The organism is Stenotrophomonas sp. C3(2023), from assembly GCF_032911385.1.
Classification (GTDB): domain Bacteria; phylum Pseudomonadota; class Gammaproteobacteria; order Xanthomonadales; family Xanthomonadaceae; genus Stenotrophomonas.
In genome coordinates this window covers 2,372,029-2,384,006 of record NZ_JAWJLO010000001.1, presented here as the reverse complement: position 1 = coordinate 2,384,006, position 11,978 = coordinate 2,372,029, and the positions used below count along the sequence as shown (strand labels likewise).

The window sequence follows — 11,978 nt, the reverse complement described above, 5'->3', positions numbered from 1 at the left end:
CTCACCCGCCGCGCAGGGCCGCCAGCTGCGCCCGCAACGCGTCGTTCTCCCGCGTCAGCGCCACCACCCGGCGCCGCAGCGTCGGTGCGTCCTCGCCCAGTTCAACCAGCGCTGCCAGCACCTGGGCATCACGATCGTCAGCGTCAGCCTCATCGGGGTCGGCCAGCTCCGCCACGGCCTGCTCCGGCTTCGGGACGCGCGGCTTGCGTTTGGCTTCACGTACCCGCTTGGCCGCCTGCTTCAGCTCGTCCTTGCCGCCAGCGGCCGCCGCGCGCTGTTCCTCCTCGGGCAGATCGGCCACCGCCGCCGCCGCACTGATGGAGATCACCCCGGCCTTGACCGCTTCAACCACCTCGGCCGCCGCCTGCGCGTGGATGCGCTCGATCATGCCGACCTGGCTGGTGCTCAACTTGGCCTCACGCGCAAGCTCGGCACGGCTCAGCTTCGGCGCCGGCTCCCACGGCGGGGTGTCGGTGTCGGCATCGACACTGCTTTCGGCGGTGCCATCGCTTTCGCGCTGCAGCTGTGCCTGCTCTTCCTGCTTGCGTGCAGCCAGGATGTCGCGCTTGCGCAGGGCCAGCACGCCGCGCTGGAAATCAGAAACGCTGCGGCGGCCCAGATGCTGCTCGATCATCCACAGGTGTACATCTTCCATGCTCTTGAAGCGCGTGTTCTGCACCGTGTTGAACGGCAGACCGTGCCTGCTGCAGATGCCGTAGCGGTTGTGTCCGTCGACCAGCACATTGCCCCACAGTACCAGCGCGTCGCGGCACCCTTCGGCCAGAATGCTGCGCTCCAGGGCCTCGTGCTCATCGGCGGTCAGCGGGTCGATGTAGGCCTTGAGTTCTTCTTTGACGACGATGTCCATGGTCACGGCAACAGGCAGGAGCGGAACCGACCATTGTACCTGCGCGGCGCAGGGCGGACACCGCGGCGCCAGCGTGCTGGTTCCGCCTGCAACCATTGCCGCCGTTGGGAGAACGGGCGTGGCAGAATCCGCTGGCCCCCTCGCTGCCGTGCCCTGATGTCCTCGACCCCCGTTGCCGCTGCACCCCTGAACTCACCGCGCCGTGTGCTGCTGGCCAGCCTGATCGGCACGACCATCGAGTTCTTCGACTTCTACATCTATGCGACGGCAGCGGTGCTGGTGTTTCCGCACCTGTTCTTCCCTGAGAGCAGCGACCAGGCGGCGCTGCTGCAGTCGCTGGCCACCTTCGCGGTGGCCTTCATCGCCCGCCCGGTGGGATCGGCGGTGTTCGGGCACTTCGGCGACCGCATCGGCCGCAAGGCGACCCTGGTGGCGGCGCTGCTGACCATGGGCCTGTCCACCGTGCTGATCGGGCTGCTGCCCACCCATGCGCAGATCGGCCTGTGGGCGCCGGCATTGCTGGCGCTGTGCCGGTTTGGCCAAGGCCTGGGTCTGGGGGGCGAGTGGGGCGGGGCAGTGCTGCTGGCCACCGAGAACGCCCCGCCCGGCAAGCGCGCGTGGTATGGCATGTTTCCGCAACTCGGCGCGCCGCTGGGCTTCCTGCTCTCGGCCGGTACCTTCCTGCTGCTCGGGCGGGTCATGTCGGGCGAGGACTTCCTGCAGTGGGGCTGGCGCGTGCCTTTCGTGGCCAGCGCGCTGCTGGTCGGGCTGGGCCTGTGGGTGCGCCTGAACATCCACGAGACGCCGGATTTCAAGCGTGCGCTGGCGCAGAACACCCGGGTCCGGCTGCCGATGTGGACCGTGCTGCGTGACCACAGCGTGCCGATGCTGCTGGGCACGCTGGGCGCGTTTGCCACCTTTGTGCTGTTCTATCTGATGACCGTCTTCGCGCTGGGCTACGGTACCACGGCGCTCGCTTACGGCCGCGAAGAGTTTCTGCTGCTGCAGATGGTCGGCATCCTGTTCTTTGCCGCCGGCATTCCCATCTCGGCCCGGTACGGCGACCGCTGGGGCACGCGGCGCACGATGATGGTGGCCAGTGGCCTGATCCTCGCCTTTGGCGTGCTGCTGGCACCGCTGTTCCAGGCGGGCAGTCCGTGGCTGGTGCTGGCCTTCCTGTCGCTGGGTCTGTTCCTGATGGGACTCACCTACGGCCCCTGCGGCACATTCCTGGCCGAGATCTACCCGGTGCACGTGCGCTACACCGGTGCCTCGCTGTCGTTCAACCTGGCCGGCATCCTCGGCGCGGCGCCCGCCCCCTACCTGGCCACCTGGCTGGCCGAGCGGTTTGGTCTGGTGGCAGTAGGCTATTACCTGTGTCTGACCGCGCTGGTCACGCTGTGTGCGTTGCTGGCCCTGCAACGCCGTCGGCGCTGACTCAGCCGAAGAACCGCTTGAGCGTGCGGCCCAGCCAGCCGCCGCCCTGATGTTCGCGGGCGAACTGGTTGAGGTGCTGCTTGACCTGCGCCGCGTAAGCCTGGTCATCGCCGCGGATGTGGTTGAACAACCAGCGCGACAACATGCTGCGCAGTTCCTCGGTGATGTCTTCGCCGGCCTGGAAGCGCAGGCGGTACTCGGCCACGCGCTTGCCGAATACTTCGTGCACGCGCTTGTGTGCGGCACAGAACGGGTAGCCGGCTTCTTCCATCAACTCCTCCTCGAAGGCGAAGTGGGACAGCGTGTAGTCCACGACCTCATCGATGACCTCGGCCACCGCTTCGCGCTGCATGCCCTGCCGGGTAACGTGCAGGTGGTTGAGCATCTCCACGATGCGCATGTGCTGGCGGTCGATGACCTCGATGCCGATGTTCAACTCGTCCTGCCAGACCAGCAGTGCCATGTGCGTTCCCTCATTACGGACGGACGCGACAGTAACCAGCCCGGCAGGGGCTGGCGTTGATCTGGATCAAAGCGATGCGACGGTCAGCGGCGTGGTGGCGTCGTCGTGCGGCGCGCAGTGAACGCGGTCGCGGCCATTGGCCTTGGCCAGATAAAGCTGGCGGTCGGCCTCGGTGATCAGTTCGTGCAGCGAGTCGCTTTGGGGCCGCAGGCAACACACGCCGATGCTGGCCGTCAGACGCAGGGTAGAGCCCGGCAGTTCGATGTGCAGCGCCGCGATCGCCTGGCGCAGGCGCTCGAAGTAGCGCTGCGCATCCTGCGGCGCCAGACCCGGTACCAGCAGGCAGAACTCCTCGCCGCCAAAGCGGCAGGCCAGGTCCTGCTCGCGTGCGTGCGCGGCCACGGTGGCGGCGACCGCGCGCAGCGCCTGGTCACCACCGTCGTGGCCCCAGGTATCGTTGATGTGCTTGAAGCGGTCGATATCCACCATCGCCACCGCCACCCACGCACCCGTGGTCGGCAGCAGGCCGAGGTGGTGCTCGCTCTGCTCCAGGAAGCTGCGTCGATTGGGCAGGCCGGTGAGGAAGTCGCGGGTGGCAAGATCCTGCAGCGTACCGATCAGTTCCAGCTGGTCCACATTCTGTGAGACCCGGCAGAAGAACTCTTCGCGGGAAAATGGCTTGCGCAGGAAATCGTTGGCGCCGTTCTTCAGGAAGCGCGGAATCAGTGATGGATCGGTGTTGCCGGACAGACCGATGACGGTCACCGTATCGCGTGAGCGGTGCATGCGCAGGCGGCGGGTGAACTCCACGCCCTGCATGCCGGGCATTTCCTGATCGACGATGGCCAGGCGGATGGAGGGGTTGGCTTCGATGGCGGCCAGCCCCTGCTCACCATCGGCGGCCTCGTGGACCTGGTGGCCGTACATCCGCAGCAGGGCGGCGGCGTAACCGCGCGCCGAGGGCGAGTCGTCGACCACCACCGCGGCGATGCGGCGGTTGCGCTCCAGCCGCTGCACCAGCCAGACCAGATAGTCCACGCTGCCGGGGGTGTTCTTCAGCACGTAGTCGATGATGGTGCGCTCGAGCACCCGCTTGCGCAGGTCTTCATCGTAGACGCCGCTCACCACCACGGTCGGCAGACCGCGGTCGACGAAGAAGTCGACGACGGTATCGCGGTCACCGTCGGCCAGCACCAGCCCGGTCAGTACCAGGAACCAGTCCTGGCGCTGGTCGAGCAGCTGGCCGGCCTCGGCCAGGCTGGACACCACCGAGACCGGCAGTTCCAGACGCTGCTCGATCGCCTCGCGCAGCAGCCCGGTGAAGGTGCGCGAGTTTTCCACCAGCAGGATGCGCTGGGGCAAGGGAGCGGCGCCAGTGGCGTTGGCGTAGCCGTGCTGCGGCAAAGCGGGCATGGAGTCTGCTCGAAACGTGATAGCTCGAGGCGTTAGCGGCCGGGTGGCGGCGGACTTGAGGGGCATCGAACGGCACAGCGCCTTGCGGCCTTCGGCGGGTGCAGAGCAGCGGCGTGACGACCAACGGTCGTCCCCTACCAGGAGCGGGGGTGTCGTGGGTAGGTGACGACCGTTGGTGGTCACGTGCCAGGATGGGGCAACCGGTAGGTGACGACCGTTGGTCGTCACGCTCTGCGTGCGGCGCGCTAGAGGAGATCACGCAGCCGCAGCAGCGCCATGCTCGCCACCAGCAGCGGCCGCCGCAGCAGTCTGCCGCCCGGGAATGGCCGATGCCGCAGGCGCGCGAACACATCCAGCCGTCCCGCCTGGCCGGCAATGGCTTCGGCGATGACCTGGCCGGCAAGGTTCGCCGCCGCTACCCCGTGGCCGGAGAAGCCCTGGGCAAAATAGACCTCCGGCGCAAGCCGGCCCCAGTGCGGGGCGCGGTTGGCGGTGATGTCCACATACCCGCCCCAGAGATGTTCCAGGCCCACATCGCGCAGTTGCGGGAACACCGCGTGCAGGCGCCGGGTCAGCGTCTGCCTCAGACCCGGCGGGGGCAGGGCCGAGTAGCTGGCGCCGCCACCAAACAGGACGCGGTGGTCATGGCTCAGGCGGAAGTAGTCCAGCACCCAGCTGGTATCAGCCACGGCCATGTTGTTGCGGATCAGTGCGGCGGCGCGCGCTGCGCCCAGTGGCGGGGTGGCGCCGATGTAGGTGCCGACCGGCATGATCCGGTCTTCCAGCGTCGGCGCGATGCCCCGCAACAGGGCGTTGCCTGCCAGCAGCAGGTGGCCGGCGCGTACCGTACCGTGATGCGTGCGCAGCGCAGGGTACGGTGCGGTCTGCCAGGATAGCACGCGGCTGTGCTCGTGGATGATCGCGCCGGCCGCCTCGGCCGCCGCCGCCAGACCGCGCACAAAGGCCAGCGGGTGCAGGTGGGCGGCGCCCGGGTCGAACATCGCGCCGCGATAGCGATTACTGTCCAGCTGGGCACGCAGGGTGGCCGTGTCCCACCACTGCGTGGGGTAATCGTACTGATCGGCCAGCTGCGCCTGCAACGCGCGCAGGCGGCGCTCCTGCCGTGGTTGGATCGGCACGTTGGCATGGCCGTCGACCCAGTGGCAGTCGATGCCGTGCGTGCTGACACGCCGGCGGACCAGGTCCACGCCCTGGCAGGAAAAGTCGAACAGGCGGCGGGCATCGGCGCGGCCAACCAGCGTTTCCAGCGTATCCACTTCGCAGCCATAGCCGGGCAGCACCTGCCCGCCGTTGCGGCCGGAGGCGCCATCGCCGACCTGCCCAGCCTCGAGAACCACCACCTGCAGCCCGCGGCCGGCCAGTTCCAGCGCCGCCGAGAGCCCGGTGTAACCGGCGCCGAGAATCGCCACATCGGCCTGCAGATCGCCCGGCAGGGCGGGGCGCGGCGCACAGCCTGGCATGCTGGCGGCGTACCAGCTGTCCGGCGGCGGCGAGGCATGCGGGAGGGCGGCATCCATGCCATCCAGTGTGGCGCAAAGCGTCACGCGATGGGATAGGCAAGGCCCTCAGCTTGCTGTGGTCATGAGCGTGGCGTTACCGTGGGCGCGATGGCGGCCTGGCCGCCCCACCGCAGCATCGCAGAGGTTTCCATGCGCCCGACGTCCCGCAGCAGCACGCCTTCGCCCGATCAGGGACAGGAAAGCAGCCTGCTTCGCTGGCTCAAGGAGCATCGGGTGACCGAGGTCGAATGCCTGGTGCCGGACATCACCGGCAACGCGCGCGGCAAGATCATCCCGGCCGACAAGTTTTCCCATGACTATGGCACGCGGCTGCCCGAGGGCATCTTCGCCACCACCGTGACCGGTGAGTTTCCAGACGATTACTACGATCTGACCTCGCCGTCGGATTCGGACATGATGCTGCGTCCGGATCCGGATACCGTGCGCATGGTGCCGTGGGCGGCCGATTCGACCGCGCAGATCATCCACGACTGCTACACCAAGCATGGCACGCCGCACGAACTGGCTCCCCGCAACGTGCTGCGGCGCGTGCTTGACGCGTACGCCGATCTCGGCCTGCGGCCGGTGGTGGCGCCGGAACTGGAGTTCTTCCTGGTGCAGAAGAACACCGACCCGGATTTCCCGCTGCTGCCGCCCGCCGGGCGCTCGGGTCGGCCGGAAACCGCGCGGCAGTCGTACTCCATCGATGCGGTCAACGAGTTTGATCCGATCCTGGACCTGATGTACGACTACGCCGATGCGATGAAGCTGGACGTGGATACCTTGATCCATGAGTCCGGCGCGGCCCAGCTGGAAGTCAACTTCACCCACGCCGATGCCATGGACCTGGCTGACCAGGTGTTCCTGTTCAAGCGCACCATGCGCGAGGCGGCGATGCGGCACGGGGTGTACGCCACCTTCCTGGCCAAGCCGATGGAGAACGAGCCGGGCAGCGCCATGCATATCCACCAGAGCCTGGTACGCGCCAGCGACGGTCTGAGCGTCTTTGCCGGTGAGACCGGGGTGGAGGGCGAGTTCAGCCCGGTTTTCGGTCATTATCTGGGCGGTCTGCAGAAATACGCCCCGCAGGCGATGGCGTTCTTCGCGCCCAACGTCAATTCCTACCGGCGCCTGCTGTTTGGTGAGGTTTCGCCGAGCAACGTGCGCTGGGGCTTTGACAACCGCACCTGCGGCCTTCGCGTACCGTTGGATACGCCGGAGAACATCCGGGTGGAGAGCCGCTTTGCCGGGTCTGATGCCAACCCGTATCTGGCCATGGCGGCGACCCTGGCCTGCGGATTGCTGGGCATCGGCGAACGGCTGGCCCCGGATGCGCCGGTGACCGGCAGTGCCAAGGAGCTGGGCTATGACCTGCCGCGCTCGCTGGGCGAGGCGCTGGATGGGCTCGAACGCTGCGACCCGCTGCGCGAGCTGCTCGGGGAGCGCTTCTGCCGCGCCTACGTTTCGGTCAAGCGCAAGGAGTACGAAACCTTCTTCCGGGTGATCAGCTCCTGGGAACGGGAGTTCCTGCTGCTGAACGTGTGACTCGAAAAATCGGGCCACGGGGGGTAGGCTGGCAGCCATCGCCGGCCCGCCGGCCCCCCTTCCTTCCATCAGGAGCCCCCTTTCGATGAAGCTGCGAACCCTTACGCTCGGCCTGGCCACCGCCCTGCTTGCTGCCTGTGGCGGCGGTGGTGACGCCGGCAAGGCGCAGGACAGCAAGGTCCTGAACGTCTACAACTACAGCGACTACATCGCCGAGAACACCATTCCGGACTTTGAAAAGAGCACCGGCATCAAGGTTACCTACGATGTGTTCGACAGCGACGAGATGGTGGAAACCAAACTGCTGGCCGGCAACAGCGGCTACGACGTGGTGGTGCCGACGCTGAACTTCTTCGGGCGGCAGATCCAGGCCGGCGTGTTCCTGCCGCTGGACAAGAGCCGCATTCCCAACCTGGCCAGGCTTGACCCGGCGGTGATGGCGCGCATCGCCACCCAGGACCCGGACAACCAGTACGGCGTGCCCTACATGATCGGCACCACCGGCATCGGCTACAACGTTGACATGGTCAAACAGCGTTTCGGTGGCAGCGCCGAGATCGCCAACAGCTGGGACCTGGTGTTCAAGCCGGAGAACATCAGCAGGATGAAGGACTGTGGTGTGACCCTCCTGGACACTCCGGCCGACATGATCCCGATCGCGCTGCATTACCTGGGTCTGGACCCGCACAGCAGCGACCCGGCCCAGCTGCAGCAGGCGGCCGACCTGCTCAAGTCGATCCGCCCGTACGTGCAGAACTTCCATTCCTCGCAGTACGTGACCTCGCTGGCCAATGGCGGTACCTGCCTGGTGGTGGGCTGGTCGGGCGACATCATCCAGGCCCGTGACCGCGCCGAGGAAGCCAGCAATGGCGTCAAGGTGGCCTATTCGATCCCGCGCGAGGGCGCGCCGCAGTGGTTCGACATGCTGGCCATCCCCAAGGACGCCAAGCACCCGGAAGCCGCCTATGCCTTCATCAACTATCTGCTTGAGCCGCAGGTGGCCGCGGCCAACACCAACTTCATCCACTACGCCAACCCGGTGACCGAGGCCACCCCGCTGGTGGACGAGGCGATCCGGACCGACCCGACCATCTACCCGCCGGCCGATGTGGCTGCCAAGATGTTCACCTACTCGATCAACAGCGCTGACACCGACCGGCTCTATACCCGGTTGTGGACCGAGATCAAAACCGGTCGTTGATGCGGCTGCGGCCCCGCCGGTGGTGGGGTCGCGTCTGCGCGGCCCGCGTGCCCGGTGAGCCGCCTGCAACCGTCATATCGCGCTCGCGTGGTGGAGGCTAGAATGCGCGCGTCGTCTCATTGCCCGCTCCCGGAGCCGCTGCCCATGTCCGTTGAAGCCTCGCCGGAACCCGTCGCCGCCGTGCCGGCGGTCGACGCCGGTTATCTGTCCATCCGCGACCTGCGCAAGGAGTTTGATGGCTTCGTCGCGGTCGACGACGTCAACCTCGACGTGCGAAAGGGCGAGATATTCGCCCTGCTGGGGGGCTCGGGCAGCGGCAAGTCGACCCTGCTGCGCTGTCTGGGCGGCTTTGAGACGCCTACAAAGGGGCGCATCGAGCTTGATGGCAAGCGTCTGGACCTGCTGCCGCCCTACCAGCGGCCGGTTAACATGATGTTTCAGTCCTACGCGCTCTTCCCGCACATGACCGTCGAGCAGAACATCGCCTTCGGCCTCAAACAGGACGGCATGGACCGCGATGCCATCGCCCGGCGCGTGGGCGAGATGCTGGAACTGGTGCAGATGGGCAAGCTGGCCAAGCGCCGCCCGCACCAGCTGTCCGGCGGCCAGCAGCAGCGCGTGGCGCTGGCCCGTTCGCTGGCCAAGGGGCCCAAACTGCTGTTGCTGGATGAGCCGATGGGCGCGCTGGACAAGAAGCTGCGCTCGCAGATGCAGCTGGAGCTGGTGAGCATCATCGAAACCTCCGGGGTGACCTGCGTGATGGTCACCCATGACCAGGAAGAGGCCATGACCATGGCCACCCGCATCGCGGTGATGGATGCCGGCTGGATCCAGCAGGTCGGCAAGCCGGACGAGATCTACGAGCAGCCGGCCAACCGTTTTGTTGCCGGCTTCATCGGCTCGGTCAACCTGTTTGATGGGGTCATCGAAGAGGACCTGGCCGACCACGCGACCGTGCGCACCCCGCTGTTCCCGGCGCCCATCTACATCGGCCATGGCATCACCGGCTACGAGGGGCAGCCGGTGGCGTTCGCGCTGCGCCCGGAAAAGGTGATGATCGGCAAGCAGGAGCCGGAGACACACGTCAACAAGGCGCAGGGGGTGATCGAGGACATCGCCTACTTCGGCAGCCACTCGGTCTATCACGTGCGTCTGCCCAGCGGTGCCAAGGTGCTGTCCAACTTCACCAACGCCCAGCGCTGGGCCAGTGAGGGCCTGACCTGGGGCGATGAGGTGTGGGTGTGCTGGCGGGACAACGACGGCGTGGTGCTGGCCTCATGAAGGTCACGCCCAAGCGCTGGCTGCCCGGCACGCGCGCCACGGTGATCGGCATTCCGTACCTGTGGCTGCTGCTGTTCTTTGCCGTCCCGTTCGTGATCATCCTGATGATCTCCTTCGCGCATACCCAGGTCGGCTCGCCGCCGTACACCTGGCTGCTGCAGTACGTGGACGGCGCGTTCTCGCTCAAGCTCAACCTGGAGAACTATCTGCAGCTCGGGCGCGACCAGCAGTACCTGCTGGCCTATCTCAGTTCGTTCAAGATCGCGTTCATTTCCACCGCGCTGACCCTGCTGGTCGGCTATCCGATGGCCTATGCGATCGCACGCATGTCGCCTTCTGCCCGTAACGTGGCGATGATGCTGGTGGTGTTGCCCTCATGGACCTCGTTCCTGATCCGCGTATACGCGTGGATGGGCATCCTCGACCGTAACGGCCTGCTCGACCAGCTGCTGATGAAGATCGGCGTGATCGACGAGCCGCTGCGGCTGCTGTACACACCGACCGCGGCGTACATCGGCATCGTTTACTGCTACCTGCCGTTCATGGTGCTGCCGCTGTATGCCAATCTGATCAAGCACGACCACCGTCTGCTCGAAGCAGCCTACGACCTCGGCGCCAGGCCCTGGCAGGCGTTCATGCGCATCACCTTGCCGCTGTCGCGGGCCGGTGTCATCGCCGGCTGCATGCTGGTGATGATTCCGGCGGTGGGTGAGTTCGTCATTCCGGAAATGCTCGGCGGACCCGATACGCTGATGATCGGCCGTGTGCTGTGGGGCGAGTTCTTCAACAACCGCAACTGGCCGGTGGCCTCGGCGGTGGCGGTGGTGATGCTGCTGCTGCTGATGCTGCCCATCGTGCTGTTCAACCGCGCCCAGCAGCGCGAGCTGGAGGGGCGGCAGGCATGAGCACGATGCGTGGTTACCGCTGGTTGGGCTGGGGCGTGCTTGCCCTGGGCTTTGCCTTCCTGTACCTGCCGATCCTGCTGTTGATGCTGTATTCGTTCAACAGCTCACGGCTGGCGATGGTCTGGGCCGGGTTCTCCACCCGCTGGTACGGTGAGCTGTTCAATGACCGCGCGCTGATGGATGCGTTGTGGGTGAGCCTGCGGGTCGCGTTCTGGACCGCCTGTGCGGCCACGGTGCTGGGCACGCTCGCGGCGATGGTGATGACCCGCTTCCGGCGCTTTCGTGGCAAAACCCTGTTCGGCGCGCTGATCACCGCACCGCTGGTGATGCCCGAGGTGATCCTCGGCTTCTCGCTGATGACCCTGCTGGTGTCCATGGGCGGGATCCCCGGCTTCCCGGCAAGGGGCATCACCACGATCTGGATCGCCCACGTCACCTTTACCTTGTCCTTCGTCACCGTGGTGGTCTCCTCGCGCCTGCAGGAGCTGGACGTGTCGCTGGAAGAGGCGGCAATGGACCTGGGCGCAAGCCGGCTGACCGTGTTCTTCCGCATCACACTGCCGATCATCGCACCGGCCCTGATGGCCGGTTGGCTGCTCGCGTTCACGCTGTCGCTGGACGATGTGGTGATCGCCAGCTTCGTCGCCGGGCCCAGTGCCACGACGCTGCCGATGAAGGTGTTCGCCTCGGTGCGCATGGGCATCAGCCCGAAGATCAACGCCCTGGCCACGCTGATGGTGCTGGCCGTGTCGCTGGCGGCGGTGCTCGGCTGGTACTTCAACGCGCGGTCGGCCAAGCGCCGCCAGCGTGATCTGCAGCTGGCGCGTCAGGACAAGGGCTGACGCGCCAGTCGAGGTGGGGCCGGGCGTTGCCCGGCGGCACCCAGGGTCAGTAGGACCCACGCAGGCGGAACGTGCCCTGGCTGCCTTCGAACATCAGCTGGCTTCTGCCCTGATCGGTGACGATCCAGCTGGCATTGACGTACACCTTCCGGGTCAGCCAGTTCTCGGTGTGCACCACCGCGGTCCGGCCGTCGCGCAGCCAGGTCAGGCGCCACACGTTGGGCGCGATCTCCTGCGCCTGGTACTGCACCGTGGCCTGGTCGCCGATCGAGTCGCCACGCGTGCCCTTGAAGGTCATCGTGCGGCCGTCGGCGGCAAAGCGCAGCTCGTAGCTCCGGTTGTCCAGATCGACGTCAAGCGTGCGGTTGACGCCGGGAAAGCGCAGGCGCGTGGTGTCCGCTGCGGTCGCCAGCGATGGACAGGCCAGCAACGCGGCAGTCACAGCAAGGGTCAGGGGGGCAGCGATCTTCATCGGGTGTCTCCAGGGCCTGCGGGCATGGGCG

11 protein-coding genes are annotated in these 11,978 nt (G+C 66.7%); 6 read left to right on the top strand and 5 right to left on the bottom strand.

Annotated features, from left to right (window positions below; all coding sequences use genetic code 11):
• Window position 1: 1 nt before the first annotated feature.
• Window positions 2–868 carry a plasmid replication/partition related protein gene (locus tag RZA67_RS10745; protein WP_317212739.1) on the bottom strand — a complete coding sequence of 289 codons (867 nt, stop codon included), beginning with the start codon at window positions 866–868 and terminating at the stop codon, window positions 2–4.
• Window positions 869–1,024: 156 nt separating this feature from the next.
• On the opposite strand from RZA67_RS10745, the gene RZA67_RS10740 reads away from it, so the two are divergent.
• Complete coding sequence (locus RZA67_RS10740) at window positions 1,025–2,305, top strand: MFS transporter (protein ID WP_317212738.1); 1,281 nt, start codon at window positions 1,025–1,027, stop codon at window positions 2,303–2,305.
• Between the two features lies 1 nt (window position 2,306).
• On the opposite strand, the gene RZA67_RS10735 is transcribed toward RZA67_RS10740, so the two are convergent.
• The 3 genes from RZA67_RS10735 to RZA67_RS10725 form a co-directional block, all read right to left on the bottom strand.
• Entirely contained in the window at window positions 2,307–2,768 is a 462-nt protein-coding gene (locus RZA67_RS10735; protein WP_317212737.1) for a bacteriohemerythrin, read from the bottom strand.
• 66 nt (window positions 2,769–2,834) lie between these two features.
• The gene (locus RZA67_RS10730; RefSeq protein ID WP_317212736.1) at window positions 2,835–4,181 is read right to left on the bottom strand and encodes a diguanylate cyclase; all 1,347 of its coding nucleotides are present in this window, start codon (window positions 4,179–4,181) and stop codon (window positions 2,835–2,837) included.
• 245 nt (window positions 4,182–4,426) lie between these two features.
• Window positions 4,427–5,719, bottom strand: a complete 1,293-nt coding sequence (locus RZA67_RS10725; protein WP_317212735.1) for an FAD-binding oxidoreductase — start codon at window positions 5,717–5,719, stop codon at window positions 4,427–4,429.
• A gap of 132 nt (window positions 5,720–5,851) precedes the next feature.
• On the opposite strand from RZA67_RS10725, the gene RZA67_RS10720 reads away from it, so the two are divergent.
• The 5 genes from RZA67_RS10720 (at window position 5,852) to RZA67_RS10700 (ending at window position 11,475) form a co-directional block, all read left to right on the top strand.
• Window positions 5,852–7,246 carry a glutamine synthetase family protein gene (locus tag RZA67_RS10720; protein WP_317212734.1) on the top strand — a complete coding sequence of 465 codons (1,395 nt, stop codon included), beginning with the start codon at window positions 5,852–5,854 and terminating at the stop codon, window positions 7,244–7,246.
• Between the two features lie 85 nt (window positions 7,247–7,331).
• A complete protein-coding gene (locus RZA67_RS10715) occupies window positions 7,332–8,447 on the top strand; it encodes a polyamine ABC transporter substrate-binding protein (RefSeq protein WP_317212733.1) in 1,116 nt (371 codons plus the stop codon).
• A 144-nt stretch (window positions 8,448–8,591) separates the two neighbouring features.
• Complete coding sequence (gene potA, locus RZA67_RS10710; protein ID WP_317212732.1) at window positions 8,592–9,728, top strand: polyamine ABC transporter ATP-binding protein; 1,137 nt, start codon at window positions 8,592–8,594, stop codon at window positions 9,726–9,728.
• A complete protein-coding gene (locus RZA67_RS10705) occupies window positions 9,725–10,633 on the top strand; it encodes an ABC transporter permease subunit (RefSeq protein WP_317212731.1) in 909 nt (302 codons plus the stop codon). The genes potA and RZA67_RS10705 overlap by 4 nt, the downstream gene beginning before the upstream one ends.
• Window positions 10,630–11,475, top strand: coding sequence for an ABC transporter permease subunit (locus RZA67_RS10700; RefSeq protein WP_317212730.1), 846 nt, complete (start codon window positions 10,630–10,632; stop codon window positions 11,473–11,475). The genes RZA67_RS10705 and RZA67_RS10700 overlap by 4 nt, the downstream gene beginning before the upstream one ends.
• 46 nt (window positions 11,476–11,521) lie before the next feature.
• Here RZA67_RS10700 and RZA67_RS10695 read toward each other — a convergent pair whose 3' ends face one another.
• Window positions 11,522–11,947 carry a hypothetical protein gene (locus tag RZA67_RS10695; RefSeq protein WP_317212729.1) on the bottom strand — a complete coding sequence of 142 codons (426 nt, stop codon included), beginning with the start codon at window positions 11,945–11,947 and terminating at the stop codon, window positions 11,522–11,524.
• Window positions 11,948–11,978: the final 31 nt, after the last annotated feature.

Coding starts and splice junctions, on each gene's coding strand:
- RZA67_RS10745 (WP_317212739.1), bottom strand. CDS start 868: ATGGACATCGTCGTCAAAGAAGAACTCAAGGCCTACATCGACCCGCTG.
- RZA67_RS10740 (WP_317212738.1), top strand. CDS start 1,025: ATGTCCTCGACCCCCGTTGCCGCTGCACCCCTGAACTCACCGCGCCGT.
- RZA67_RS10735 (WP_317212737.1), bottom strand. CDS start 2,768: ATGGCACTGCTGGTCTGGCAGGACGAGTTGAACATCGGCATCGAGGTC.
- RZA67_RS10730 (WP_317212736.1), bottom strand. CDS start 4,181: ATGCCCGCTTTGCCGCAGCACGGCTACGCCAACGCCACTGGCGCCGCT.
- RZA67_RS10725 (WP_317212735.1), bottom strand. CDS start 5,719: ATGGATGCCGCCCTCCCGCATGCCTCGCCGCCGCCGGACAGCTGGTAC.
- RZA67_RS10720 (WP_317212734.1), top strand. CDS start 5,852: ATGCGCCCGACGTCCCGCAGCAGCACGCCTTCGCCCGATCAGGGACAG.
- RZA67_RS10715 (WP_317212733.1), top strand. CDS start 7,332: ATGAAGCTGCGAACCCTTACGCTCGGCCTGGCCACCGCCCTGCTTGCT.
- potA (WP_317212732.1), top strand. CDS start 8,592: ATGTCCGTTGAAGCCTCGCCGGAACCCGTCGCCGCCGTGCCGGCGGTC.
- RZA67_RS10705 (WP_317212731.1), top strand. CDS start 9,725: ATGAAGGTCACGCCCAAGCGCTGGCTGCCCGGCACGCGCGCCACGGTG.
- RZA67_RS10700 (WP_317212730.1), top strand. CDS start 10,630: ATGAGCACGATGCGTGGTTACCGCTGGTTGGGCTGGGGCGTGCTTGCC.
- RZA67_RS10695 (WP_317212729.1), bottom strand. CDS start 11,947: ATGAAGATCGCTGCCCCCCTGACCCTTGCTGTGACTGCCGCGTTGCTG.